Genomic DNA, 24,466 nt, shown 5'->3' on the forward strand with positions numbered 1-24,466 from the left:
CGCCGCCGTGCGCTCGATGCTCTCGGCGCACGCCTCGGTACTGCGCGACGGCACGCGGGTGACCTTGCCGGCGACCGATCTGGTTCCCGGCGACGTGGTGCTCTTGGAAGCTGGCGACCGGGTGCCGGCCGATCTGCGGCTTCTCGACACGCGTGGGCTTCGCGCCCAGGAGGCGGCCCTGACCGGTGAGTCGGTGCCGGTGGTGAAGGATACGGTGCCGGTCGCCCACAATGCATCGCTGGGAGACCGCGACTCGATGGCGTTTTCCGGCACGCTCATCACGTCAGGTCGTGGTGTTGGGCTCGTCGTCGCGACGGGCTCTCGCGCCGAGATCGGGCGGATCGGCGCGATGCTGGAGGGCATCGAGGAGATCACCACGCCGCTGCTACGACAGATCGATCGCTTCGCCCGTTGGCTGACACTCGTCATCCTCGCCGCCAGCGGTGCCGTCTTCGCCTTCGCGGTGCTGGCGCGCGGCTATGCGCCGCAGGATGCCTTTCTGGTCATGGTGGGCATGGCCGTCGCCGCGATCCCGGAAGGATTGCCGGCCGTTTTGACTATTACGCTTGCGCTCGGGGTGCAGCGTATGGCGCGACGGCACGCGATCATCCGCAAGCTGCCAGCCGTCGAGACACTGGGTGCCGTTTCCGTCATCTGCACCGACAAGACCGGTACGTTGACGCGCAACGAGATGGTGGTGCGCGCGGTCGTCATCGAAGCGGATGGCGAAGCAATCGCGGTCACCGGCGACGGCTATGCCCCCGACGGCGAATTGCGCGGCGCGGGGGTGCGATCGACCTTTGACCAGACCGATGCGCTTCGTGGCTTCGCGCGCGCCGCCTTGTTGTGCAACGACGCCCAGCTGCATCGCGGCGACGATGGCGCGTGGAGCGTCGCCGGCGACCCGATGGAGGGTGCCCTCCTCGCTCTCGCCCACAAAGCCGGTCTCGATCCCATCGCCGAGCGAGCCCGCCATCGCCGGCTCGATGACATCCCCTTCGACGCGGCGCACCGGTTCATGGCGACGCTCAATCAGGATGGCGCCGGCGGCAACACTATTACCGTCAAAGGCGCGCCGGATCATGTCATCACGCTCTGCGCGAACCAGATCGCTGGTGACGGGGTCGCGCCGCTGGAGCATGAGGCATGGTTGAAGCGGATCGACGCATTGGCCCGCGAGGGCCAGCGCGTGCTGGCCTTTGCCGTCAAATTCGTCGGCGACCAAGCAACGCTGGGCATGAACGACATGGCGGAGGGCTTCACCCTGCTCGGCATTGCCGGCTTCATCGACCCACCGCGTCCGGAAGCCATCGAAGCGGTCGCCGACTGCGCCCGCGCCGGCATCGACGTCAAGATGATCACCGGCGATCATGCGGTCACAGCGCTCGCTATCGCCGGCCAGCTCGGGCTCAATACGCGCAACGGCGTTTTGACCGGCAACCAGATCGAGGCGATGGACGACGAGGAGCTACGTCGTCGCGTCGCGGATGTCGATGTGTTCGCCAGAGCCGCGCCGGAGCACAAGCTGCGGCTCGTCGAAGCGCTGCAGGCTTGTGGCAAGGTCGTTGCCATGACCGGGGACGGGGTCAACGACGCCCCTGCCCTCAAGCGCGCGGATGTCGGCGTCGCGATGGGGATCAAGGGCACCGAAGCCGCCAAGGAGGCCGCGCGGGTGGTGCTGGCCGACGATAATTTCGCCTCGATCGTTGCCGCCGTGCGCGAGGGGCGCACGATCTACGACAACATCCGCAAGGTCATCGCCTGGACGCTGCCGACCAATGGCGGCGAGTCGCTGGTGATCGTCGGGGCGATCCTTCTGGGCTTCGTGCTGCCGGTTTCGCCCGTACAGATCCTGTGGATCAACATGGTGACGGCCGTCGCGCTCGGCCTGACCCTGTCCTTCGAGCCAGCCGAGCCGGCGGTGATGGAGCGGCGGCCGAGGCCGGGCAACGCCTCGCTGCTCGACATGGAAATGGTCTGGCGGATCGTCCTGGTTTCCATCCTGTTCGCGGGCGCCGTCTTTGCTCTCTTCTTCTGGTCGATCGAACGCGGCGACGAGTTGGCCTACGCTCGAACCCTCGTTGTCAACCTGATCGTCGTCATGGAGATCTTCTATCTGTTTTCCGTGCGCTATCTGCACCTGACCTCGCTGACCTTCACCGGTGTCGTCGGCACCCCGGCGGTGCTGCTCGGCGTCGGCCTGACCGTCATCCTGCAACTGGTCTTCACCTACGCACCCTTCATGCAGGCCGTGTTCGAGACGCGCCCGATCGCACTGGCCGATGGAGCGATCGTCATCGGCATCGGCGTCGGGTTGCTGCTTCTTCTGGAAGCGGAGAAAGTGGTGCGGCGTCGCCTCTTGTGACCGCCCGACTACTGACCACCTCTTGACCTCGATCAACGCGGCAATCCCCGCGGCGTGAGCACCTATCCGACACGGACAAAACGGAAAGGGACAAGGCCATGCCAGAGAAGATGCGAGCGACAATTTTCATCGAGCCGGGCCGGATCGCGCTCGGCGAAAAGCCGATTCCGGATGTCGGCGCGAACGACGCGCTGCTGCGCATCACCACGACGACGATCTGCGGCACCGACGTTCATATCCTCAAGGGCGAATACCCTGTCGAGAAAGGCCTGACCATCGGTCACGAGCCGGTCGGAATCATCGAAAAACTCGGGTCCAACGTCAAGGGCTACCAGGAGGGACAGCGGGTCATCGCCGGCGCCATCTGTCCCAGCGGCTATTCCAACGCCTGCCTGTGCGGCCAGCACTCCCAGGATGGGCAGAGCCATCCCCATGGCTACAAGCCGATGGGCGGCTGGCGCTTCGGCAACACGATCGACGGCACCCAGGCCGAATATGTTCTGGTTCCGGACGCGATGGCCAACCTTGCGCCGGTTCCGGACGGGCTGACCGACGAACAGGTGCTGATGTGTCCGGACATCATGTCCACCGGCTTCGGCGGTGCCGAACGGGGCAACATCCAGATCGGCGACATCGTCGTCGTCTTCGCCCAAGGGCCGATCGGCCTCTGCGCGACGGCGGGCGCCAGATTGCGGGGCGCCGGCCTGATCATCGGGGTCGACACGGTTCCCGAACGCCTCGACATCGCCAAGAAACTCGGCGCCGACGTCGTCATCGACTTCAAGACGGCCGATCCCGTCGACGAGATCATGAAGATCACCGGCGGACGCGGCGTCGACGTTGCGATCGAGGCGCTCGGCACGCAGAAGACCTTCGAAAGCTGTCTGCGCGTTCTGCGGCCGGGCGGCACGTTGTCCAGCCTCGGCGTCTATTCCTCCGATCTCACCATCCCGCTCGGTGCGTTCCACGCCGGGCTAGGTGACAACACCATCGTCACCTCGCTGTGTCCCGGCGGAAAGGATCGCATGCGCCGCCTGATGAACGTGATCGAATCCGACCGCGTAGACCTCGGCGCGTTGGTCACCCACCGCTACGGCCTCGACCAGATCGAGGAGGCTTACGAGCTGTTCGCCAACCAGCGCGACGGCGTGCTCAAGGTTGCGATCACGCCATGAGCTGGCGGGCCGATCAGGGCGCAAGCTTCAACGCGTCGCTCGGATCCAGCCGCTCGGAAGCGAGGCCGAGTTGGAGTAGCGGACCAAAGAGACCTTGACCTCACCGGCCGGGGTCCCCTACCCGGTCGGACATCGGCAGAGCAGAGGATCCCTGATGAAAAATCGCGCGCTCATTCTAACGATCGTTCTCGTGGTCACGGCCCTTGCCATCTGGTGGCGTCTCGACGGTCGCGGCGCGGACGAGGCCGGCCTGGGGGCGGCGCTGGCGGACGTGACCGTGCCGGAACTGAGCGCCGTCGAAACGAGGGGCGAGGCGCTTTTCAATACGAACTGCGCAACCTGCCACGGAACCAGCGCCGCAGGAAAAAGCGGCACGGCCCCTCCCCTTGTCCATAAGATCTACGAACCTAACCATCACGCCGACGCGGCTTTCCAACTGGCCGTGCAGAACGGCGTGCGTGATCATCACTGGGGCTTCGGCAGTATGCCGCCGATCGAAGGGATATCGCCGAAGAGCGTCAGCCAGATCGCCGCCTATGTCCGCGCGCTACAACGCGCCAACGGGATCGAATAATCCCGAAGCGGCCAGAATTCGCGAAATTCACGATTCATTGATGTGCTTGGATAGGGAATACTTAAGCAGGTACTGTTACCGTGCGGCGCATGAGGCTGTTGTTCCTTATCCTAATCGTGACGATATTGGCGGCGACGCCTAAAGGCATCGCGGTCGCCGTGGCCGGGAATGCCGCCCATGGCGGCTCGATCGTCGCGAATGTTTTGTCGGCAACGGCTGATGACGGCGACGGTGTCGCCGCGGCCGCGGATTGCTGCGACAACGAAATCAGGGCTTGGCACGGGGCGCCCCACTGTCCCTTGGATTGCGGGGCCACCCTGTCCGCAATCACTGCTGTGATCCCTGGCGACGGACGGGAAAGCCTTTTCGTCCCCGTCTTCTCTGGCGCTTCAGGAAGCCGTACTGGCTTATTCCGTCCTCCGATCAGCTGACGTCCCCGCTTCGGACATCCACTGCGGTGTTCCGCTCCCTTCGACGACTAGATGATCAGGATGACGAAAATGCTCTCAAGACGTGCTCTTCTTCTGGCTGGCTTTGGCGGCTTGCTGACGTCCGCGATGCCGGCTCTGGCCCACGGTCCCCGCAAGGCATTCCAGCTCAATCCGAAATACCTGCCCCAAACCGTGAAGTTCGGTGGCTACCAAGCGGGCACGATCGTGGTCGATCCGCGCAACCATTTTCTCTACCTGGTTCTCGGCGATGGTCTGGCGCGACGCTACGGCGTCGGTGTCGGCAAGGCGGGACGCGCCTTCAAGGGATCTGCGCGGATCGGACGCAAGGCCAAGTGGCCGAGTTGGACGCCGACCAAGAACATGATCCGCCGCGAGCCGGGGAAGTATGCACGCTATGCCAGCGGCGTTCCCGGTGGACCGAGAAACCCGCTTGGCGCCCGCGCGCTCTATCTCTATCGCGGCAAGCGCGACACCTATTACAGGATCCACGGCACGACCGAGCCCTGGTCGATCGGACGGTCCGTCTCCAATGGCTGCATCCGGATGATCAACGATCACGTGATCGATCTCTATAACCGGGTTCCGGTCGGCGCACGGGTGGTCGTTATCTAACCGAGCCCGATTGTCGGCGGCCACGCGGCTGGAAAAGAGGTCGCCCGCATCCGGCGGAGTGCCGGGCGGGCCGCCACCGCGCGACGGCAAGAAGGCGACGCCGCCAAGGAAGCGGATGTTGCCTCGGCCGTCGTGTCGGGAGACGAACGGCGCGCTTGGAAGGTCGGCCATCCTGTTTCGGTCAGGCACCGGACAGGGTCGCCGGCGAGCGTCGGAATGCGCTCATCGTCTTGTCGCGATTCTTGACGTGCCCAGGAGATTGCGCCGGGTCAGCTCGACGACCAGCAGCGGCACGACAATCCATTGAAGCAGCGGCGAGAGACCGGTTCCGAATGGCGGCACCAGCGGCATCAGCTCGGAATAGGACCAGCGGTTGGATATTTCGACGTAATAGAATTCGAGCCCGACAGTGATGGCGAGGCCGACGGCCAGGAAGACCAGCAGCTGCCATGCCTTCTTGTCGATTATCCAATGTCGCGTGCGCGCCGCGAGCGACGTGATCCAGAAGGCGGCCAGGGCGATACCCACATCGCCGATGGTGGCGTAGGTGCATATCTTCACGCCCTCCCAGTGCCGAAGGTTCGCCATTCCTTCGAATGTCGGAATCTGCAGGAACTCCCAAATGAAATGGAAGGCGAAGGAGAACAGGGCGAGCGAGACCTCCGGAACCGCCCACAGCCCCTGCCTCGTGTCCCGCTGCTGCGGCTCTGACGTGATCATTCGGTCCCCTTGATCGGGTCGCTGGCGGTGCGGCCATGTGGGCCGCCGGTTCGAATGGCCCCGCGCCGGCTACCCTGATACGCTAAACTTGTGTCGTAAACTGCCCCATCATCCCGGCGTCTTCATGTTCCAAAATATGACAGTGGAAGACGAACGGCAGTCCCTCGCTGGTTTCGGCGTCAATGGAAACCGCGAGTTCGGCCTCCCCGTTCACCAGGACTGTGTCCTTCCATCCCCGTTCCTCGGGGCGTGGTTCGCGGCCGCCGTTCCTCAAGACCTGGAACTTCGCGCCATGGACGTGGAACGGATGCGCCATCTGGTTGGCAACGACGGTCCAATGCTCCTGTGCGCCGACCGGGGTTGAAAAATCGACGCGGTCGATCTCGTAAGGTTTGCCGTTGATGGTCATCACCGGGGAGCCGCCGAGCAGACCGCGCACCATGTTCATCGGCCCCATGCCTTCGTCAAGGAGGAAACGACGCCGCGCGCCGGTTGCCGCGATGGAAACCATGGAACCCGGCAGGCGCTCCGGCATCGTGGTGACGGCGGCTTCCTGGCTGTCGTCGGGCACAAGCGTCAGGAGGACTGCGCTCCCGTCATCACTGCCCATCATGCCGCCCATGCCTCCCATCATGCCGCCCATGCCCATGGATGACTGCGATGCCGCCATAAGGCGGTCTTCGCCAAGCCTCAGGTCGACCAGTAGTTCAACGCGTTCGCCGGGTGCGAGCAAGACCCTGCTCACTTCTACCGGCGCATCGAGCAGGCCTTGATCGACACCGATCAGCACGAGCGGCCGGCCGCTTTCGAGCGACAGATCGAAGGGACTCGAAGTCGCCGCATTGATTAAACGCAGCCGCGCCAGACCGCGCGGCGCCTTGGCAATCGGTCGAAGCTGGCCGTTGACGAGGATCGCGTCGCCGCGAAAGCCGTGCATGATGTCCATCATGCCCGGCTCGTAGATCGCCCTGCCCGAACTATCGAAACGCTTGTCCTGCAGGATTAACACAAAATCGTCGACGCCGTAGGTCCTGGGAAGTTCGATGCCGGCCTCGTCGTCGTCCTGGAGGATCACGGCACCGGCCAACCCGGCATAGACGTCGGGTGCGGTGCGGCCGTGAACATGGGTGTGATACCAGTGCGTTGCCGCCGGTTGGTTGACCGGCAGCTCGACCTCACGGCCAGCGCCTGGAGCGGTTTCGGTGCCCGGGCCGCCATCCGCCGAGCTGGGGACTGTCAGGCCATGCCAATGGAGGGTGATCGGTACATTGACGCCGTTCTCGATTCGAACCGGGATGTTCGTTCCGCGCCGCAGCAGAACCGTCGGCCCGAGATAGGTCTGATTGAACCCCATGGTCGATGACGGAGCGCCGCCGGCGAAAACCGTCGTCCCGGCTGTGGCCTCGAGACGGATCGGGCCGGACCGCGCGTCCAGTAGTGGCGGAAGGCTAAGTTCCTCCCCGTCCATCCGTTCCGCGGCCACCTGGGCATTGGCAGCCGACACCAAGCCGGAAGTTGCCATCCAGGCGAGAAGCGAGGAGCCGCTCATCAAAAGTTCACGTCGGTTCATATCAAATCCTTCTCAGCGCGGGGCCGTCCGCTGATTTGCAGGATCGGCATCGCACCTGAAGGAACTGCCGCCGCGCAGCGAGCCTTTGCGAGAACCGAATTCGAGGAAGTGCTGGCGTCACAGTGCGGCGTGCCGCTTCCTGTGCGCACAGAATACATCATACAGGCTCGCCATGATCGCGCGAACTTCGTCGCTTGCGAGAGAGTAGAAGATCGTCTGAGCGTCACGTCGGGTGGTGACCAATCCACCAGCCCGAAGCTTTGCCAGATGCTGCGACAAAGCGGATTGGCTGAGGCCGACCTCGGATACGAGGACTCCGACCGACGCTTCGTCCTCGGCGAGCTTGCAAAGAATGCGTAGCCGATGGGCGTTGCCCATGAGTGCGAGAATGGCCGCCACGCCGGCGGCACGCGCATCCAACTTGGACATATTAGATTTGACTACTTTAGACATGATTCATATATGGGCTTCCTAGGGCCACCAGTAAAGAGTCGATTGTCAAAGGGAACCGCGCGATGCCACCGACCATGACCGAGTTCACCCCCTGGGCCTCCTTATTCGGAGGCGGGCTGATCGGCTTGTCAGCGGTCATGGTCATGGCATTCTTCGGCCGCGTCGCGGGCATTTCCGGGATAACTGTCGGCGCCTTGCCATCCATCCGCTCTGATTGGAGCTGGCGCTTGGCGTTCTTGATCGGCCTAGTGGCCGCGCCGCTCCTGCTCGTCTTGCTCACGGGTGAGCCGGTCGTACAAACCGTTTCCGACAATCTGGGCGTGATGATCCTGGCCGGGCTGCTGGTCGGCTTCGGGACGATCTGGGGCTCTGGTTGCACTAGCGGCCATGGTGTCTGCGGTCTGGCGCGGCTGTCGACGCGATCGCTTGTTGCGGTCGCGACCTTCATGACGACCGCGTTCCTCACGGTCCTTTTCCTCCGGCACATACTCGGGTGACGAACATGCGATTTGTATTGGGACTTGTGTCGGGCCTCGTCTTCGGTCTGGGTCTGGTGATTTCCGGCATGTCGAATCCCGCGAAGGTTCTCAACTTCCTGGATGTATTCGGCTCATGGGACCCGAGCCTTGCCTTCGTCATGGGCGGCGCATCCCTGACCACCTTCGTCGGCTACCGGCTGATCTGGCGGCGTGAAAGGCCTTTGATGATGCCGCGTTTCGAGATTCCGACGCGCGCGGATATCGATGCGCCGCTTTTGACAGGCGCGGCGATATTCGGGATCGGCTGGGGAATCGGCGGCTTCTGCCCCGGCCCCGCCTGGACAGCCTTGCCGCTGGCTGCCCCGGGCACGCTTGCTTTCCTGCCGGCGATGGTGATCGGCATGCTGGCCGGCTTATGGATCTCATTGCGGCTGAGGGCCAAAAAGCCAAGATTTGCGACCTGACTTCACGCTGTAGCGCCGCAGACGTGTCTGGTAATTTTTGAACGAGCGGTCAAATCTCGGCGCGTACCGATATTGGCGTTAAGCGGCGGCAAACGAAGCGCGCCGCCGCGCCGCGCCTCACTTCGCGCTGTCGACTGGGGTCTTCAGATAGGCGATCAGATCCGTCATATCCGCGTCCGTCATCGACCACCGCGGCATCACTGGATCGAGGCGCTCGCCGCCGGGATCGATGCCGTCGGTGATGGCCCGTCGCAGCGTGTCGTCGGTATAGTCGTCATGATCGCCATGACTCTCGGTCGCGCCTTCCGTTCCGGCAGCCTCATCGTGCTCACCGAATAAAGCGGCGGCTGTCAGCGGTGGCGCCGACTGCCAGAAACGTGGCATCAGCCGCCCGCCACCCCGGTCCGCACCATGGCAGGCGACGCATCCGCCGCCGGACATCATCATATGCATGCTTCCGCCCTGAGGCGCGATCGGCTGGCCCGAAGCACTGGTCGCGGTGAAATAAATTCGCTCGCCATTGCTTCGAAATTCGGACGGCCAAGCGCCGCGATCGGTCAAAGGGCCAGAGCCGAATAGCCGCACGCCCGCCAGCACGACAAGCAAAACCATTGCGATGCCGACTACTCTGACGATGCGCGACGATAAGGACCGATGTTGTCGAAGCATTTGGTGTCATTCTCCCGCATCAAAACCGCGTGACTGGCATCGGCATGTCTTATCCCTGGCGGACTGCCCCAGCAACGCTCCCGTTGCTCGGACTGACGATTATCACTTGAAATGGCCTGGCGGTCGATCATTCCGCTCGAATGGCGCAGGGGGCGACAAATCTGCCGCTGGGGCGTATGCTGATCAACGGTGCAGGTCGCGGTTTCGCGTGACCCAGTTGCGTACGCAAAACGGCAGCACCATGAACCGCGGCCATACCAGACCTGATTCAGGAGGAATGGTCATGGCCAATTTTCATGTTCTCGAAGGCGGCGAGAAAACCGTCGCTCGTCCCGTCGTGCGTCAGATTGAGATCGCGGACGTCTTCGATGCACTGCGTCGCGGATTCGACGATTTCTGGGAAAAACCCTCGCATTACGTGTTTTTGTGCCTGATCTACCCGGTGATGGGTTTGATCCTGATCACTTGGTCCTCGGGCGGCAATGCACTGCAGCTCATCTATCCGCTGATGTCCGGTTTCGCCCTCCTCGGTCCCTTGGCGGCGATTGGCCTTTACGAAATCAGTCGGCGGCGGGAACTCGGTCTCGATACGTCCTGGCTGCATGCGCTCGAGGTGCGCAACTCCCCCGCCATTCCGGCGATCATTGCCGTCGGTCTGTTGCTCCTCGGTCTGTTCATCGCCTGGATTTTCACGGCGCAGGCGCTCTATCAGTGGCTCTACGGTTCGGCGGAACCAGCCTCCATCACCGCTTTCATCTATGACGTCCTGACGACGGGCCGCGGGTGGGCCCTGATCATCCTCGGCAACTTCCTCGGTCTGCTGTTCGCCCTGGTCGTCCTCAGCACCACCGTCGTCGCATTTCCGCTGCTTCTCGATCGGGACGTGGGGGCCTATGCGGCCATTCAAACATCGGCGGAAGTCATGCTCGCCAACCCGGTCCCAACCATGCTGTGGGGATTGATCGTCGCGGCCGGCCTGCTCATCGGTTCGCTACCGCTTCTCGTCGGCCTGGCGATCGTCATCCCGGTTCTCGGGCATGCGACATGGCACCTTTACCGCAAGGCTGTTGTGCCGCCAGTTGCCGATGCCGAGAAGCGGGTCGCACCTCGCTGAGCTGTGCTCTGGAGCAGACCGGCGCGCCAGGCGCCGGTCTTCGGCAATGGGATAAGAGCCTTACGGGCCAACGCCGAAAAATGTTATGCGCGTCAGCAGCGTGTACTCGGATTCAAAAACCATCATCGCGGTAAACACGAGCACCGCCAGCGGCGGCAGCAGGATCGCATAGGTCAATGCCAACCGCTCCCAAGCGATGTGCATGAAGACGGCGACGATCAGCCCCGCCTTGAGCATCATGAACAGCAGGATCAGCGACCATCTGAGATAGCCCTGAAGGCCGGCGTAATCGACGAGATACGAAAACGCGCTGAGCACGAATAGGCTACCCCACACCACCAGATAGAGTCTGATGGGATGCTGCTGATGTCCTTCGGCGGCAGGCGCTTCCGCCGGAATGGGGTCGTGGGCATCGCCCGCCACTTCAGGATGGCCCCGGTTGTCCACTGTGATGTCGGTCATGTCCGCTCCTCACCAGAGATAGAAAAATGCAAAGATGAACACCCACACCAGATCGACGAAGTGCCAATAGAGCCCCATGATCTCGACGCTCTCGTACTGGCCTTTCCGGCTGGTGAAAAAGCCGCGCCGCCCGGTATCGTAATCGCCGCGCCAGACCTTGCGCGCGACGATCAGCAGAAAGATCACGCCAAAAGTGACGTGGGTGCCGTGGAAACCGGTGATCATGAAGAAGCTCGCGCCGAACTGCTCGGCGCCCCAGGGGTTGCCCCACGGACGGACGCCCTCCGAAATCAGCTTCGTCCACTCGAAGACCTGCATACCGACGAAGGTCGCGCCGAGCGCAGCAGTAAGAAGCAACAGGGCGGCGGTCTTCTTTCGCTGGCGCTGGTAGCCGCAATTGACCGCCATCGCCATGGTGCCGCTCGATGAGATCAGCACGAAGGTCATGATGGCGATCAGGATCAGCGGCAGATGCGCCCCCCCAATCTCGAGAGCGAACACTTCGCTCGCATTGGGCCATGGCACTCGCGTCGACATACGGGCGGTCATGTAGGACAAGAGGAACGTTCCGAAAATAAAGGTGTCGCTGACGAGGAAGATCCACATCATGGCCTTCCCCCAAGAGACGCCCTTGAAGGAGCGTTGATCGGAGGCCCAGTCCGCCAAAACGCCCCGCCATCCTATAGGCCGGTGCTGTGCCCGGCTCGCGTTCGTCAGAATGGTCTCGGTCATCCGCCCGGCCCTCCTAAATCAACAACTGGCGGCAAACGGCAATGAAATCAGCCGCCCAACCTGCCAGGAGAACGAATACGGCCAGCCAGATGACAAGCAGGAAGTGCCAGTACATGGCGCAGAGTTCGATGTTGAGGCGAAGCCGCTCCGGTCGATCCCTGCCCCATGCTCCCGCGGCCGTCCGGCCGAGAGCGACCAAGCCGCCAATGATGTGGAGCCCATGCAATCCGGTGATCAGGTAGAAGAAGCTGTTGGCGGGATTGCCAGCCAGAACATATCCGTCGGCAACCAACTGCCGCCACGCGATGAGTTGCCCGATCAGGAAAATAACGGCGGCGAGACCGCCGACCATCAATCCAAGGCGCATGAGATCGCGTTGGTCACTGCGAGCGGCGATCAGCGAAAATTGCAGCGCGACGCTGCTGAGGACCAGTACACCGGTGTTGAGCCACAATAGGCCGGGCATCGGCAATGGACGCCAATCCGACAGCTCCATGCGCATGAAATAGGCGCTGGCGAACAGCGCAAACAAAGCACCGATGACGGCGAGGAAAACGCCCAATCCGATCTTGGCTGTCGGAAGGGTGGATCGGTCGGAACCCTCAAATCCGCCAAGCGGACCTTGCTCGAGCCAGGGTTTGGCCGTCATTCGTTGGTGAGACAGCCACCAAGCGGCGAATCCGGCCATGACCAAGAGAAAGACCAGAATGACGCTCATCGCGGCGCCTCGGCGAGACCCAGGGCACCGGGATCGTTCTGTGCCAGAAAATCCTGCTCGGCGTTCGGAACGCTGTAATCGTAGGCCCAGCGATAGACCACCGGCAGATGCTTGCCCCAATTGCCGTGCGGTGGCGGCGTCTCGGGCGTCTGCCACTCCAAAGTGGTGGCCCGCCAAGGGTTGCCGCCAGCGTCCCGGCCGTTGCGAATGCTCCAGATCAGGTTGAAGAGGAAGACGATCTGGGCGAAGCCGACGATGAAGGCCATGACGCTGATGAAGGCGTTCAAGGTTTGGACCGAGTCGGGAATGAAGGCTGTTTCCCCCAATTCGGGATAACGCCGCGGGACGCCCACCAACCCCACGTAATGCATCGGAAAGAAGATCAGATAGGCACCGAGGAAGGTGACCCAGAAGTGGAACTGGCCGAGCACCTCGTTCAGCATTCGCCCGGTGACCTTCGGATACCAGTGGTAGATCGCCCCAAAGATCACCAGGATCGGCGCAACCCCCATGACCATGTGGAAATGCGCCACCACGAACATCGTGTCGGACAGCGGCACGTCAACGACCACATTGCCCAGGAACAGTCCCGTCAGGCCACCGTTCAGGAAGGTGACGATGAAGGCCAGGGCGAACAGCATCGGCAGGGTCAGATGAATGTCGCCCCGCCACAGGGTCAGCACCCAATTATACACTTTGAGGGCGGTAGGAACGGCGATGATCAGCGTCGTGGTGGCGAAGAAGAAACCGAAATACGGGTTCATGCCGCTGACATACATATGATGGGCCCAGACGACGAAGCTGAGCGCCCCGATGATGACGATCGCCCAGACCATCATGCGATAGCCGAAGATGTTCTTGCGCGCGTGCGTCGAGATCAGGTCGGAGACGATGCCGAAGGCCGGCAGCGCGACGATGTAGACCTCGGGATGACCGAAGAACCAGAACAGGTGCTGGAACAGGATCGGGCTACCGCCGCCATAGCTGAGTTGCTCGCCCATCTCGACCAGCGCGGGCATGAAGAAACTGGTGCCGAGCACCCGGTCGAACAGCATCATCACCGAGGCGACGAAGAGCGCCGGAAAGGCGAACAAAGCCATTACCGTGGCGGTGAAGATGCCCCACACCGTCAACGGCATCCGCATCAAGGTCATGCCTCTGGCGCGGCCCTGGAGGACGGTCACGACATAGTTCAGGCCGCCCATGGTGAAGCCGATGATGAACAGGATCAGCGAGACCAGCATCAGAATGATGCCGGCGCCCTGACCGCCCGGCGTGCCGCCGAGGATGGCCTGCGGCGGATAGAGCGTCCAGCCGGCGCCGGTCGGACCGCCGGGTGCGAAGAAACTGACGACCAGCACGAGCACGGCGAGGAGATAGATCCAGTAGCTCAGCATATTGGCGTAGGGAAAGACCATATCCCGCGCGCCGACCATCAACGGAATCAAGTAGTTGCCAAATCCACCGAGGAACAGCGCGGTCAACAGATACACCACCATGATCATGCCGTGCATGGTGACGAACTGGTAGTAGGCTTCCGGCGTGATGAAGTCGAAGGTGCCGGGAAAGCCGAGTTGCAGCCGCATCAGCCATGACAGCACCAGGGCGACGAGCCCGATGGCGAGAGCTGTGGACGAATATTGGATGGCGATGATCTTGGCGTCCTGCGAAAAGACGTATTTCGTCAACCAGCTTTTCGGGTGGTACAGTTCGACATCCGCGACTTCGGCGGGCGGGATCGCTTCGCCGCCGCCTGACGTGACATCGACCATCGCTCTGCCTCCCTGTTCCGTCCGGCGCACCCTGTTGTCCTGCCCCGGGTTGCTGGCACGCTTACGTCGGCGTTGCCCCCGCCCTGCTCATCATTTGACCTCGTCCACCGAGCTGACCTGCTCGGGCGTCGACAATTGCGCGAAGGTCGACTGCTCCTGCAGCCAGGCAACGTAGTCCTCTTGGGTGTCGACCACGGTGATGCCGCGCATGAAGCCGTGTCCGATGCCGCAGAGTTCGGCGCAAAGGATTTCGAAGCTGCCGGTTCGCGTTGGGGTGAACCAGAAATAGGTGACGCTGCCTGGGACCATATCCATCTTGGCCCGGAACTCCGGGACGTAGAAATCATGCAGCACGTCGATGGAGCGCAGCAGCATCTTGACCGGCTTGCCGATCGGCAGATGCAAATCGGCAGCCTCGATCACGACGTCGTCCTGGCCGGCCGGATCGTCGGGATCGATTCCCAAGGGGTTGTCCGGCCCGATCTTGCGGCTATCGGACGTGCCCAACTGACCGTCCTTGCCAGGCAGGCGGAAGCTCCACTGCCACTGCTGTCCGACGACCTCGACTTCGGTCGCGTCATCGGGAACAGTGACGAATTGCCCCCACACCACCAGCCCCGGCGCCAGCATCGCCGCAACGCCCAGCGCGGTCGCGGCCGTGAGCCAGGTCTCGAGCTTTTTGTTTTCCGGCTCGTACGCGGCCCTGGATCCCTCCTTGTGGCGGAAGCGAAAGACGCAATAGGCCATGAACAGGACGACGGCGACGAAAACGAAGCCCGTAATCCAGAAAGTGACGATGATGGTTGTGTCGATATAGCCCCAATTTGAGGCAATAGGTGTCCACCACCATGGGCTCAGAAGGTGAAACAGCACCGAGCCGACAGCGACGAGAACGAGCACGAGCGCAATGGCCATGGTACCCCTCCCCACCTCGCACTGGCCTGAGAGGTCCAGCGAGATGACGACTGCATGATAGCGTGATTCCGGGAGGAATTTCCAGAGCCACGATAATAATCGTCAAGTTGACGCGGTTTCCCCTTCGGAAGTTTCGCGAGCTTCCGTTGGACGCCCGTGGGAGCGGCGTTCCAGCGCGGTGGCGCTTCGCAGTGCACAAAAATTCATCGGGCAAAAAATATGACCACCGTCTGTTGCCAGCCGATATTTTATGCGTAAACTAATTTTCGTGTGGGGCGGAAGTTCCGATGTCCACTGATTTCCGGCGCGGATCGTCAACGCTTGCGCCGGCCCGATCTCCGGTTGGGGACGGACCATTGTTAGCGACCTTTTTAAATGGAGATCAAGAGATGAGTTCGATCCGCACCGCCACTATCGCCCTTATGACTGCGGCCACCTTGGCCGGGGCGGCAATGGCGCAGACCGCCGACGACGGAAAACTGAAGATCGGCCTGATGTTCACTTTGAGCGGGCCCGCCGCGGTGCTCGGAGAGCAGGGCCGTGACGGCTTCCTGCTTGCGGTCGAGAAGATGGGCGGCAGGCTCGGCGGCCTGGAGACAGAGATCACCACCGTCGACGACGAGCTGAAGCCCGATATCGCCGCCAACAAAGCGCGCGAACTGGTTGAGCGCGACGATGTCGACTTCGTCGTCGGCCCGATCTTTTCCAACATCCTGATGGCGATTAACAAGCCGGTAACAGACGGTGGCGCCTTCCTGATCAGCCCGAATGCCGGCACCTCGAATTTCGCCGGGGCCGAGTGCAACAAGAATTTCTTCGTCACCTCCTACCAGAACGATCAGGTCCACGAGGTTCTCGGCAAATATGCTCAGGACAAGGGCTACAAGCGCCTGTTCCTCCTGGCCCCGAACTATCAGGCGGGCAAAGATTCGCTGGCCGGATTCAAGCATTCCTACAAGGGCGAGGTGGTCAACGAGATCTACACGCCGCTCGGCCAGCTCGATTTCTCGGCCGAGCTCGCGCAGATCGCCGCCGAGCAGCCGGACGCCGTCTTCACCTTCATGCCGGGCGGCATGGGCGTGAACCTCGTCAAGCAGTATCGGCAGGCCGGGCTCGACAACATTCCGTTCCTGTCCGCCTTCACCGTCGATGAGACCACCCTGCCCGCCCAGCAGGATGCGGCCGTCGGCTTCTACGGCGGCGCCAACTGGGCGCCGGACATGGACAATGAGCAGTCCAAGGCCTTCGTCGCGGCCTATGAGGAAAAATACGGCAGCGTTCCAGGCACCTACGCCATGCAGGCCTACGATGCTGCGCAGCTGATTGACAGCGCGGTCAAGGCCGCCGGCAAGCTCGACGACAAGGATGCTTTGCGTTCAGCGCTTGAGGCAGCCGACTTCCAGTCGCTGCGTGGCGATTTCAAGCTCGGTAACAACCACTACCCGATCCAGGACTTCTATCTGGTCAAGGTGGCCAAGCGCGACGACGGCAAATACCAGACGCAGATCGCCGAGAAGATCTTCGACGACTACCAGGACAACTACGCCGCCGAATGCAAGATGCAGTAGCGGCCCGCTCGGCGCCGGCCGGGCGAAAAACCCCGGCCGGCGCCGAGCGGGTGTTCGATTTTTGACGTCGAGCGCCGCCGTTCTGGACTGGCGGTGCCGAGATGGCATCATGGCCGCTTGCCGAGATGAACGAGCCGCCGAAGGGCACGGATGTTCAACCTCTTTCTTCTCCAGGCGCTGAACGGGNTGGCCGCTTGCCGAGATGAACGAGCCGCCGAAGGGCACGGATGTTCAACCTCTTTCTTCTCCAGGCGCTGAACGGGATCCAACTCGGCATCCTCTTGTTCCTCGTCGCCGCCGGGCTGACCCTGATCTTCGGGGTCATGGACCTGATCAATCTGGCGCACGGCGTCTTGTACATGGTCGGCGCCTATCTGGCTGCGACCTTCACCGCCTTCACCGGTGACTTCTTCCTCGGGCTGGCCCTCGCTCTTCCGGCGACGCTCGCCTTCGGCATCGTTCTGGAATTCCTGATCTTTCGGCGACTCTACGACCGCGATCACCTCGATCAGGTGCTCGCTACTTTCGGGCTCATCCTGATCCTCAATGAGGGGGTGAAGATGATCTGGGGCGCGGCACCGATGAGCGTGCCGATCCCCGATATCCTTTCTGGCTCGATGCCGCTCATCGGCAACATGCGCTATCCGTTCTTCCGGGTTGCGATCATCGCCTCCGGTCTCGTCACTGCCCTTGGCCTTTATCTGATGGTCAATCACACGCGGATCGGCATGCTGCTCAGGGCCGGCGCCACCAACGGACCGATGGTCTCGGCGCTCGGCGTCGACATCGGCCGGCTGTTCATGATCGTCTTCGGCCTCGGGGCAATGCTGGCGGGCTTTGCCGGCGCCATGGTCGCACCGATCCTTTCCGTCGAGCCCGGCATGGGCGACAGCGTCCTGATCCTGACCTTCGTCGTCATTGTCATTGGCGGCGTCGGGTCGGTCCGTGGCGCTTTCGTAGCAGCCATCCTCGTCGGTCTGGTCGACACGCTCGGCCGCACCTTCGGGCCGATCCTGTTGCGCAGCCTGATGGACCCGTCGGCCGCTTCGCAGACCGGCCGAACCCTGGCGCCGATGCTGATCTACATCCTGATGGCGGCGGTCTTGTTCTTCAGGCCCTCCGGGCTGTTTCCGACCAAAGGGACCGTCCAATGACCTCGGGCCTGTCGGACGCTGCTGTCTCCAATTCGCAGATCGACGTCGGAGCCGTTCGTCGCCCGCTCCTCGGCCGTCACGGCTCCAGTGTCGCGGCCGCAGTGATTTTCGCCGGTCTCGGGCTCCTGCCGCTGCTGGCATGGGCCCTCGACGATCCGTTTCTGCTCGTTACTGCCACCCGCCTGACGATCTTCGCGATCGCAGCGCTCTCGCTCGACCTCGTACTCGGCTACGGCGCGATGGTGTCCTTCGGCCATGCGGCCTTCATCGGGCTCGGAGCCTATGCCGTCGCGATCCTGGCGGCGAACGGCATCGAGGACATTTTGCTTCAGACGCTCGCCGCTATCCTGGTTTCAGCGCTCTTCGCCCTGATCACCGGGGCGATCTCGTTGCGGACCAAGGGCGTCTATTTCATCATGATCACCCTCGCCTTCGGCCAAATGGCGTATTTCTTCATGGTCTCGCTGTCGGCCTATGGCGGCGATGATGGCATCACCCTCGCCAACCGCTCGACGCTGTTCGGTACGGACTTGTTGGAGAGCGATCACGTCCTCTTCTACGGTGCGCTCGGTTTCCTCGTCGCCGCCTTTGTCGGCCTGAGAGCGCTGGTCGCCTCACGCTTCGGCAGGGTGCTGCGGGGAACCCGCGACAATCGGCTTCGCATGCAGGCGATCGGCTTTGCCCCGTTCCCGTACCAACTGACCGCCTATGTCATCGCGGGTGCGATTGCCGGCGTCGCTGGCGTCTTCCTCGCCAATCAGGCCGAGTTCGTCTCCCCCGCCTACATGACGTGGCAACGCTCGGGCGAGCTGATCGTCATGGTCGTCTTCGGCGGCATGGGAACCCTCGTCGGCGCGATCGCCGGGGCGATCGCGTTTCTGCTGCTGGAGGATTGGCTGGCGCAGTTTTCCGAACACTGGAAGCTCTGGCTCGGAATTCTCCTCGTGCTCCTCGTCCTCTTCACCCGCGGCGGCATCGCCGGTTTCGTTTCCCGTCTATCCGAGGGCGCGCGGTCATGACGACGCCGTTGCTCGATGTCCGCAATCTCCGAAAATCCTATGGTGCGCTCGCTGTTACCGATGATGTCAGCCTCGATGTCGCACCCGGCGAACTCCATGCAATCATCGGACCGAACGGGGCCGGCAAGACGACGCTGATCCATCAGCTCTCGGGAAACCTCCGCGGTAATTCCGGCACCGTCCACTTCGCCGGCGAGGACATCACCCGGCTCGGCATGGCCGAGCGGGTGCACCGTGGTCTTGCGCGGTCATTCCAGATTACCTCGATCCTCGACGGTTTCACCGTCTTGGAGAACGCCGCGATGGCCGTCCAGGCGCGGTCGGGCTCGAGCTTCCGCTTCTTCACGCCGGCGGCGCGCGAAACCCGGCTCAACGACGAGGCGATGGCGGCGCTGGCACGCGTCCGTCTGAATGACCGCGCGGACCGCCGCGCCGGCAGCCTGTCGCACGGCGAAAAGCGTCAACTCGAGATCGCGATCGCCTTGGCCACCGGGGCGCGATTGCTGCTGCTGGACGAACCGCTCGCGGGAACGGGCCACGAAGAATCCGCCGTGCTCGTCGCGCTGATGCGGGAGCTGAAGTCCACGCACACCGTCGTTCTCGTCGAACACGACATGGAGGCGGTGTTCGCTCTCGCCGACCGGGTGAGCGTTCTCGTCTATGGGCGGCTGATCGCCACCGGCACCCCGGAGGAGGTGCGCCTGGACCCCGAAGTGCGCAGTGCCTACCTCGGCGAAGAGGAGGCCGCCTGATGTTGGCGATAGAAGGTCTCGAAAGCGGCTATGGCGACTCCCGCATTCTGTTCGGGATCGATCTCACCGTCGCTGCGGGCGAGGTCGTCACGCTGCTCGGCCGCAACGGCATGGGCAAGACCACGACCGTCAGATCCCTGTTCGGGCTCTTGAAGCCGCGCGGCGGCCGAATTCTCATCGACGGCGCCGACGTCACCGGGCGCCCGCCCCACGTCATTGCCAAGCACGGCCTTGGCCTGGTGCCGGAAGGCCGGCAGATCTTTCCGACGCTCTCGGTCGAAGAGAACCTCGTGGCTACCCATCGCGCCGGCACGGGGCCCGCCGAATGGACTCTGACCAAAATTTACCGGCTGTTCCCACGCCTTCAGGAACGCCGGCGCAATATGGGCAATCAGCTGTCCGGGGGCGAACAGCAGATGCTGGCGATCGGCCGCGCGCTGATGACCAATCCCCGCCTCGTCGTCCTCGACGAGGCCACCGAAGGGCTGGCTCCGCTCATTCGCGAGGAGATATGGACCTGCCTCGCCGCCATCAAGGAGGCCGGGGCGGCGATCCTCGTCATCGACAAGAACGTCGATGCGCTCGCCCGTTTTGCCGACCGACACGTCGTCATCGAAAAGGGTCGCGTCGCCTGGACCGGAACGACGGATGAACTCAGGTCGACGCCGGAGATCAAGGACCGGTTTCTGCATGTTTGACACTGACCAACTCGCAACGTCGAAGGGAGATATTCGATGACGATCATGACCGCCGGGGTGACCAAGGCCGACGAAGGCATCGACGGCATCCGCTGGAACATCCTTGGCCAGACCTACATCCCGAAACACCACTGCGAGAGTTCGCTGTCCTGGCACGCGACGTTTCCCGTCGGCACCTTCGTGCCGCCGCACATCCATCCGACCCAGGACGAGTTCATCTACATGTTTCAGGGTCGGTTGGACCTGGTCCTCGACGGCCAGGAGACCTTCGCCCAGCCGGGTGACACGATCCGCCTGCCACGCGACATACCGCACGGTATCTTCAATCGCAGCGATGCCGACGTGAAGTGTCTGTTCTGGGTTTCGCCGGCGCGTCGGCTCTACGATCTCTTCTGGGCGCTACACAATCTGGGGCCGGCGGCCGATCCGGCCGAGGTCGTCGCCATCTCCGCCAAGCACGAGGTGGATTTCCTGCCGCCGCCGGATGCCGAGTGATCCACACGGCCCCAGGACTGGAGGACAGACCATGAAAGTGATCATCGTCGGGGCCGGCATCGGCGGTCTGACCACCGCGCTGATGCTGCACAAGCGCGGCATTCGGGCCGAGGTCTACGAGCAATCTCCCGAGGTTCGCGAAGTGGGGGTCGGCATCAACACCCTCCCCCATGCAATCCGGGAACTCGCCGAGGTCGGGCTGCTGCCGGCGCTCGACAAGGTCGGCATCCGCACCCGCGAGCTGGTCTACTATAATCGCCAGGGCCAGGAGGTCTGGCGCGAGCCGCGCGGCACGGACGCCGGCCATCCGGTGCCGCAGTTCTCGATCCATCGCGGACGGCTGCAGAAGGTCATCCACGACGCCGTGATCGAGCGGCTCGGGCAGGAGTCAGTGAAGACCGGGCTGAGCCTTTCCGGGTTCATGCAGGACGAAGGCGGCGTGACTGCGCATTTCACCGACGCGGTGAAGGGCGACGCCGGGACGACGGTGCGGGGAGATATCCTCGTTTGCGCCGACGGCATCCATTCGGCCGGCCGGCGTCACTTCTACCCTGACGAGGGAGCACCATGCTGGAACGGCGTCCTGATGTGGCGCGGCGCGGCCGAGTGGACATCATGGGGCGACGGTCGGACGATGGTGATCGGCGGCGGCATGGGCGCCAAATTCGTGCTCTATCCCATCGCCGAACTCGGCGACGGCAAGCAGCTGATGAACTGGGTCGTCAACGTCAAGATGGCCGACGGCAAGACCTCGCCGCCGCCGAAGGAAAGCTGGTCGCGACCGGCGTTGCGCTCGCTGGTGCTGCCCTACGCCAAGCGCTTCACCATTCCCGATTTCGATGTCGCCGCGCTCGTCGAGGCGACGCCGCAGGCTTTCGAATATCCGATGTGCGACCGCGATCCCCTGCCCCGCTGGACCTTCGGGCGGGTTACGCTACTCGGCGACGCGGCCCATCCGATGTATCCGGTCGGCTCCAATGGCGCCTCGCAGGCAATCCTCGACGCCCGCTCCCTTGCCGACGCCCTGCACCGCGCCGAGCACCCCTGCCAGGCCCTGTGGGAATACGAACGGGAGCGGCTGCCGACGACCGCCGAGGTGGTGCGACTCAACCGCAAGGGCGGCCCCGAGCGGGTCATCGACGAAGTCGAGAAGCTGGCGCCCGGTGGCTTCGATCAGGTCGATTCCGTGCTGAGCCGCGCCGAACGCCAGGCAATCGTCAGCGGCTATGCGGGAAAAGCCGGCTTCGCCGCTCAACCCGGCGGTCAGGCGGAGCGCAGAGCCGCCAACGCCTGAGACGTGTTGTCCCGTGACAGGACGGGCCATGCAGGATGCCGATTGCAAGTCCGATTTATTAGTTTAATATTAAAATAGTTTCCGGATGCAGGATGATCCCGTGACCATCGAACGACGGCCCCGACATATCCTCGTTACCGGCGCCTCCCGCGGCATCGGGCGGGCGATCGCCGAGCGCTTTGTCGCTTCTGGCGATACGGTGACAGTGCTCGCACGCTCTCAAGATGGCGCCGAACAGGTCCGCGCCGAACTTGGAGCCGCGGCCGCGGTCGCGGCGGACGTCACCAATGCCACCGCCTTGGAAGAGGCGCTCGACACCGCCGCCACACGCTCTGGCCCCATCAACATCCTGGTCAATAACGCCGGCGGGGCCGAGACCGCACCGATCTCCCGGCTCGATGTCGACCAGCTACGCCGGATGATGGCGCTGAATGTCGAGCCGGTGCTGACCGCCATACGCTCGGTACTACCGGCCATGAAGGAGCGCGGCTTCGGCCGGATCGTCACGATTGCCTCGACCGCCGGGCTCAAGGGCTATTCCTATGTCGGGGCTTATTGCGCCGCCAAACACGCTGTTGTCGGGCTCACCAGGGCGCTGGCGCTGGAACTCGCGCCGACGGGCATAACCGTCAACGCCGTCTGTCCGGGCTACACGGACACCGACCTCGTGTCGGGGTCGCTCGATCGGCTGGAGCAGAAGACCGGGCGCGTCCGCGCCGACCTTCTCGCTGAATTCACCAGCGCCAATCCTCTCGGTCGACTGATCCGTCCCGACGAGGTGGCGGATTGTGTGCATTGGCTGGCTGGCGCCGGCGCCTCGGCAATCACCGGACAGGCGATCGCGGTCGCGGGAGGTGAGCTGTGAGCAACGCCCGACGCGAGACGGTCGATCCTATCGATGCAGAATCCAAGGTGCGCGAAAGTCCGCAGCACCACCGCGCCGAATTGCGCCTCTGGTTGCGCTTGCTGACCTGCACCAATTTGGTCGAGGCCAAGATCCGCAAACGGCTGCGCGAAGAGTTCGACACCACCCTTCCGCGCTTCGATTTGATGGCGCAGCTCGAGCGTTCGCCGGACGGCATTCTCTTGGGCGAGCTGTCCCGCCGGATGATGGTCTCCAACGGCAATGTGACGGGGCTGGTCGATCGTCTCGTCCAGGAAGATCTCATCGAACGTCAGGTCTCCGAGATCGATCGCCGTGCGGTCCGTGTCCGCCTGACAGCCAAGGGGCGATCGGTTTTCGCGACGATGGCGGAGGCGCACGGCAACTGGATCGCCGAGATGCTCGGGGAACTTGCTCCGGCCGAGCAGGAGGCGCTCTGGAACCAGTTGGGCGATCTCAAGGCCTCCGTGCGCAAGGCCAGCAATAGCGCACGGACGCCGACCGTCCGCGGAGAGAAGTCATGAAGTACCAGAACGCCATCGCCGCGCCGCTCGCCGATTTCGCGCCGGAGCATTTTCGATTATCGATCGATGGCGGGATCGCGACCGTGATGTTGAACCGGCCGGAGCGGAAAAACCCGCTGACCTTCGAGAGCTACGCCGAGCTGCGCGACACCTTCCACGCGTTGCGCTTCGACGACACGGTGACCGCCGTCGTGCTCACCGGCGCCGGCGGCAATTTTTCCAGCGGCGGCGACGTTTTCGAGATCATCGAGCCGCTGACCAAAATGAGTGCCTCTCAGCTCCATGCCTTCACGACGATGACCGGCGATCTGGTCAAGGAGATGCGGGCCTGTCCGCAACCGGTGATCAGCGCGGTCGAGGGCGTTTGCGCTGGCGCCGGCGCGATCATGGCCATGGCGTCCGATATGCGGGTCGGAGCGGCTGGCGCGAAGGTCGCCTTCCTGTTCAATCGCGTCGGACTTGCGGGCTGCGATATGGGCGCCTGCGCGATCCTGCCACGCATCGTCGGCCAGGGCCGCGCCTCGGAATTGCTCTACACCGGCCGCTTCATGAGTGCCGCAGAGGGCGAGCGCTGGGGGTTCTTCAACCGCCTCACCGACAAGGGTGGCGCGCTCGATGCCGCCATGGAGATGGCAAAGGCGCTGAGCGAAGGGCCCACCTACGCCAATTCGGTCACCAAGCGGATGCTGCAGATGGAATGGGCGATGGGCGTCGACGAGGCCATCGACGCGGAGGCGATCGCCCAGGCGCTGTGCATGAAGACCGGCGACTTCCGCCGGGCCTTCGAGGCCTTCGCCGAAAAGCGTCAGCCGGTCTTCGAGGGAAACTGAGAC

General features: G+C 63.2%; 27 protein-coding genes. 18 read left to right on the forward strand and 9 right to left on the reverse strand.

The features are described from left to right. The 5 genes from VQ044_RS06280 to VQ044_RS06300 all read left to right on the forward strand — a co-directional run. Positions 1-2,365: HAD-IC family P-type ATPase (locus tag VQ044_RS06280; RefSeq protein WP_331827653.1), on the forward strand; the 2,365-nt coding region annotated here is incomplete at its 5' end. 98 nt (positions 2,366-2,463) lie between these two features. Beyond that, complete coding sequence (locus VQ044_RS06285) at positions 2,464-3,540, forward strand: NAD(P)-dependent alcohol dehydrogenase (RefSeq protein WP_327646080.1); 1,077 nt, start codon at positions 2,464-2,466, stop codon at positions 3,538-3,540. A gap of 94 nt (positions 3,541-3,634) precedes the next feature. Continuing rightward, on the forward strand, positions 3,635-4,114 hold the full coding sequence (locus VQ044_RS06290) for a c-type cytochrome (protein ID WP_327646082.1): 480 nt from the start codon (positions 3,635-3,637) through the stop codon (positions 4,112-4,114). A gap of 89 nt (positions 4,115-4,203) precedes the next feature. Then, the gene (locus VQ044_RS06295; RefSeq protein WP_327650876.1) at positions 4,204-4,545 is read left to right on the forward strand and encodes a hypothetical protein; all 342 of its coding nucleotides are present in this window, start codon (positions 4,204-4,206) and stop codon (positions 4,543-4,545) included. Positions 4,546-4,614: 69 nt separating this feature from the next. After that, a complete protein-coding gene (locus VQ044_RS06300) occupies positions 4,615-5,178 on the forward strand; it encodes a L,D-transpeptidase (RefSeq protein ID WP_442872865.1) in 564 nt (187 codons plus the stop codon). 222 nt (positions 5,179-5,400) lie between these two features. Here the strand turns inward: VQ044_RS06300 and VQ044_RS06305 are convergent, their stop codons facing one another. The 3 genes from VQ044_RS06305 to VQ044_RS06315 form a co-directional block, all read right to left on the reverse strand. Further along, on the reverse strand, positions 5,401-5,898 hold the full coding sequence (locus VQ044_RS06305) for a hypothetical protein (protein WP_327646083.1): 498 nt from the start codon (positions 5,896-5,898) through the stop codon (positions 5,401-5,403). A gap of 82 nt (positions 5,899-5,980) precedes the next feature. Beyond that, the gene (locus tag VQ044_RS06310) at positions 5,981-7,468 is read right to left on the reverse strand and encodes a multicopper oxidase family protein (RefSeq protein ID WP_327646085.1); all 1,488 of its coding nucleotides are present in this window, start codon (positions 7,466-7,468) and stop codon (positions 5,981-5,983) included. A 117-nt stretch (positions 7,469-7,585) separates the two neighbouring features. Continuing rightward, a complete protein-coding gene (locus tag VQ044_RS06315; RefSeq protein ID WP_327646086.1) occupies positions 7,586-7,897 on the reverse strand; it encodes an ArsR/SmtB family transcription factor in 312 nt (103 codons plus the stop codon). A gap of 86 nt (positions 7,898-7,983) precedes the next feature. Between VQ044_RS06315 and VQ044_RS06320 the strand changes: the two genes are divergently transcribed. Both VQ044_RS06320 and VQ044_RS06325 read left to right on the forward strand, forming a co-directional pair. After that, the gene (locus tag VQ044_RS06320; RefSeq protein ID WP_327646087.1) at positions 7,984-8,418 is read left to right on the forward strand and encodes a YeeE/YedE family protein; all 435 of its coding nucleotides are present in this window, start codon (positions 7,984-7,986) and stop codon (positions 8,416-8,418) included. Positions 8,419-8,423: 5 nt separating this feature from the next. Next, positions 8,424-8,864, forward strand: coding sequence for a DUF6691 family protein (locus VQ044_RS06325; protein ID WP_327646089.1), 441 nt, complete (start codon positions 8,424-8,426; stop codon positions 8,862-8,864). A 117-nt stretch (positions 8,865-8,981) separates the two neighbouring features. Here the strand turns inward: VQ044_RS06325 and VQ044_RS06330 are convergent, their stop codons facing one another. Further along, the gene (locus VQ044_RS06330; RefSeq protein WP_327646091.1) at positions 8,982-9,317 is read right to left on the reverse strand and encodes a c-type cytochrome; all 336 of its coding nucleotides are present in this window, start codon (positions 9,315-9,317) and stop codon (positions 8,982-8,984) included. A 499-nt stretch (positions 9,318-9,816) separates the two neighbouring features. Here VQ044_RS06330 and VQ044_RS06335 point away from each other — a divergent pair, with 499 nt between their 5' ends. Continuing rightward, entirely contained in the window at positions 9,817-10,647 is an 831-nt protein-coding gene (locus VQ044_RS06335) for a DUF2189 domain-containing protein (protein ID WP_327622172.1), read from the forward strand. A gap of 60 nt (positions 10,648-10,707) precedes the next feature. Here VQ044_RS06335 and VQ044_RS06340 read toward each other — a convergent pair whose 3' ends face one another. The 5 genes from VQ044_RS06340 to VQ044_RS06360 form a co-directional block, all read right to left on the reverse strand. Beyond that, a complete protein-coding gene (locus VQ044_RS06340) occupies positions 10,708-11,109 on the reverse strand; it encodes a cytochrome C oxidase subunit IV family protein (RefSeq protein ID WP_327622171.1) in 402 nt (133 codons plus the stop codon). 9 nt (positions 11,110-11,118) lie between these two features. Next, entirely contained in the window at positions 11,119-11,841 is a 723-nt protein-coding gene (locus VQ044_RS06345) for a heme-copper oxidase subunit III family protein (RefSeq protein ID WP_327646093.1), read from the reverse strand. 13 nt (positions 11,842-11,854) lie between these two features. Then, positions 11,855-12,559, reverse strand: a complete 705-nt coding sequence (locus tag VQ044_RS06350) for a cytochrome c oxidase subunit 3 (RefSeq protein WP_327646094.1) — start codon at positions 12,557-12,559, stop codon at positions 11,855-11,857. Then, positions 12,556-14,331, reverse strand: coding sequence for a cytochrome c oxidase subunit I (ctaD, locus tag VQ044_RS06355; RefSeq protein WP_327646096.1), 1,776 nt, complete (start codon positions 14,329-14,331; stop codon positions 12,556-12,558). The genes VQ044_RS06350 and ctaD overlap by 4 nt, the downstream gene beginning before the upstream one ends. Before the next feature lie 90 nt (positions 14,332-14,421). Then, positions 14,422-15,246: a cytochrome c oxidase subunit II gene (locus tag VQ044_RS06360; RefSeq protein WP_327646097.1), complete on the reverse strand. Its 825-nt coding sequence runs from the start codon at positions 15,244-15,246 to the stop codon at positions 14,422-14,424. 389 nt (positions 15,247-15,635) lie between these two features. On the opposite strand from VQ044_RS06360, the gene VQ044_RS06365 reads away from it, so the two are divergent. From VQ044_RS06365 to VQ044_RS06410, 10 genes are all read left to right on the forward strand, one after another. Continuing rightward, positions 15,636-16,814 (forward strand): ABC transporter substrate-binding protein, encoded by a 1,179-nt coding sequence (locus VQ044_RS06365; protein ID WP_442872866.1) that lies wholly within the window; start codon positions 15,636-15,638, stop codon positions 16,812-16,814. Between the two features lie 227 nt (positions 16,815-17,041). After that, complete coding sequence (locus tag VQ044_RS06370; RefSeq protein ID WP_327622166.1) at positions 17,042-17,968, forward strand: branched-chain amino acid ABC transporter permease; 927 nt, start codon at positions 17,042-17,044, stop codon at positions 17,966-17,968. Beyond that, positions 17,965-18,987 (forward strand): branched-chain amino acid ABC transporter permease, encoded by a 1,023-nt coding sequence (locus tag VQ044_RS06375; protein ID WP_327646099.1) that lies wholly within the window; start codon positions 17,965-17,967, stop codon positions 18,985-18,987. The genes VQ044_RS06370 and VQ044_RS06375 overlap by 4 nt, the downstream gene beginning before the upstream one ends. Then, positions 18,984-19,739, forward strand: coding sequence for an ABC transporter ATP-binding protein (locus VQ044_RS06380; protein ID WP_327646101.1), 756 nt, complete (start codon positions 18,984-18,986; stop codon positions 19,737-19,739). The genes VQ044_RS06375 and VQ044_RS06380 overlap by 4 nt, the downstream gene beginning before the upstream one ends. Beyond that, entirely contained in the window at positions 19,739-20,437 is a 699-nt protein-coding gene (locus VQ044_RS06385) for an ABC transporter ATP-binding protein (protein ID WP_327646103.1), read from the forward strand. Before VQ044_RS06380 ends, VQ044_RS06385 begins: the two co-directional genes overlap by 1 nt. Positions 20,438-20,473: 36 nt before the next feature. Continuing rightward, positions 20,474-20,932: a cupin domain-containing protein gene (locus VQ044_RS06390; protein WP_327646104.1), complete on the forward strand. Its 459-nt coding sequence runs from the start codon at positions 20,474-20,476 to the stop codon at positions 20,930-20,932. A 31-nt stretch (positions 20,933-20,963) separates the two neighbouring features. Continuing rightward, positions 20,964-22,226, forward strand: a complete 1,263-nt coding sequence (locus tag VQ044_RS06395; RefSeq protein WP_327646106.1) for a flavin-dependent oxidoreductase — start codon at positions 20,964-20,966, stop codon at positions 22,224-22,226. A 106-nt stretch (positions 22,227-22,332) separates the two neighbouring features. Next, positions 22,333-23,091: an SDR family NAD(P)-dependent oxidoreductase gene (locus VQ044_RS06400; protein ID WP_442872870.1), complete on the forward strand. Its 759-nt coding sequence runs from the start codon at positions 22,333-22,335 to the stop codon at positions 23,089-23,091. Next, the gene (locus tag VQ044_RS06405) at positions 23,088-23,633 is read left to right on the forward strand and encodes a MarR family winged helix-turn-helix transcriptional regulator (protein WP_327622159.1); all 546 of its coding nucleotides are present in this window, start codon (positions 23,088-23,090) and stop codon (positions 23,631-23,633) included. Before VQ044_RS06400 ends, VQ044_RS06405 begins: the two co-directional genes overlap by 4 nt. Next, positions 23,630-24,463 carry an enoyl-CoA hydratase family protein gene (locus VQ044_RS06410; protein WP_327622158.1) on the forward strand — a complete coding sequence of 278 codons (834 nt, stop codon included), beginning with the start codon at positions 23,630-23,632 and terminating at the stop codon, positions 24,461-24,463. The genes VQ044_RS06405 and VQ044_RS06410 overlap by 4 nt, the downstream gene beginning before the upstream one ends. Positions 24,464-24,466: the final 3 nt, after the last annotated feature.

The organism is Aurantimonas sp. C2-5-R2 (genome assembly GCF_036549495.1).
GTDB classification, from domain to species: domain Bacteria; phylum Pseudomonadota; class Alphaproteobacteria; order Rhizobiales; family Rhizobiaceae; genus Aurantimonas; species Aurantimonas coralicida_A.

Coding starts and splice junctions, on each gene's coding strand:
- VQ044_RS06395 (WP_327646106.1), top strand. CDS start 20,964: ATGAAAGTGATCATCGTCGGGGCCGGCATCGGCGGTCTGACCACCGCG.
- VQ044_RS06375 (WP_327646099.1), top strand. CDS start 17,965: ATGACCTCGGGCCTGTCGGACGCTGCTGTCTCCAATTCGCAGATCGAC.
- VQ044_RS06380 (WP_327646101.1), top strand. CDS start 18,984: ATGACGACGCCGTTGCTCGATGTCCGCAATCTCCGAAAATCCTATGGT.
- VQ044_RS06285 (WP_327646080.1), top strand. CDS start 2,464: ATGCCAGAGAAGATGCGAGCGACAATTTTCATCGAGCCGGGCCGGATC.
- VQ044_RS06325 (WP_327646089.1), top strand. CDS start 8,424: ATGCGATTTGTATTGGGACTTGTGTCGGGCCTCGTCTTCGGTCTGGGT.
- ctaD (WP_327646096.1), bottom strand. CDS start 14,331: ATGGTCGATGTCACGTCAGGCGGCGGCGAAGCGATCCCGCCCGCCGAA.
- VQ044_RS06305 (WP_327646083.1), bottom strand. CDS start 5,898: ATGATCACGTCAGAGCCGCAGCAGCGGGACACGAGGCAGGGGCTGTGG.
- VQ044_RS06310 (WP_327646085.1), bottom strand. CDS start 7,468: ATGAACCGACGTGAACTTTTGATGAGCGGCTCCTCGCTTCTCGCCTGG.
- VQ044_RS06385 (WP_327646103.1), top strand. CDS start 19,739: ATGTTGGCGATAGAAGGTCTCGAAAGCGGCTATGGCGACTCCCGCATT.
- VQ044_RS06340 (WP_327622171.1), bottom strand. CDS start 11,109: ATGACCGACATCACAGTGGACAACCGGGGCCATCCTGAAGTGGCGGGC.
- VQ044_RS06315 (WP_327646086.1), bottom strand. CDS start 7,897: ATGTCCAAGTTGGATGCGCGTGCCGCCGGCGTGGCGGCCATTCTCGCA.
- VQ044_RS06410 (WP_327622158.1), top strand. CDS start 23,630: ATGAAGTACCAGAACGCCATCGCCGCGCCGCTCGCCGATTTCGCGCCG.
- VQ044_RS06345 (WP_327646093.1), bottom strand. CDS start 11,841: ATGACCGAGACCATTCTGACGAACGCGAGCCGGGCACAGCACCGGCCT.
- VQ044_RS06390 (WP_327646104.1), top strand. CDS start 20,474: ATGACGATCATGACCGCCGGGGTGACCAAGGCCGACGAAGGCATCGAC.
- VQ044_RS06365 (WP_442872866.1), top strand. CDS start 15,636: ATGAGTTCGATCCGCACCGCCACTATCGCCCTTATGACTGCGGCCACC.
- VQ044_RS06335 (WP_327622172.1), top strand. CDS start 9,817: ATGGCCAATTTTCATGTTCTCGAAGGCGGCGAGAAAACCGTCGCTCGT.
- VQ044_RS06370 (WP_327622166.1), top strand. CDS start 17,042: ATGTTCAACCTCTTTCTTCTCCAGGCGCTGAACGGGATCCAACTCGGC.
- VQ044_RS06320 (WP_327646087.1), top strand. CDS start 7,984: ATGCCACCGACCATGACCGAGTTCACCCCCTGGGCCTCCTTATTCGGA.
- VQ044_RS06350 (WP_327646094.1), bottom strand. CDS start 12,559: ATGAGCGTCATTCTGGTCTTTCTCTTGGTCATGGCCGGATTCGCCGCT.
- VQ044_RS06300 (WP_442872865.1), top strand. CDS start 4,615: ATGCTCTCAAGACGTGCTCTTCTTCTGGCTGGCTTTGGCGGCTTGCTG.
- VQ044_RS06360 (WP_327646097.1), bottom strand. CDS start 15,246: ATGGCCATTGCGCTCGTGCTCGTTCTCGTCGCTGTCGGCTCGGTGCTG.
- VQ044_RS06295 (WP_327650876.1), top strand. CDS start 4,204: ATGAGGCTGTTGTTCCTTATCCTAATCGTGACGATATTGGCGGCGACG.
- VQ044_RS06330 (WP_327646091.1), bottom strand. CDS start 9,317: ATGCATATGATGATGTCCGGCGGCGGATGCGTCGCCTGCCATGGTGCG.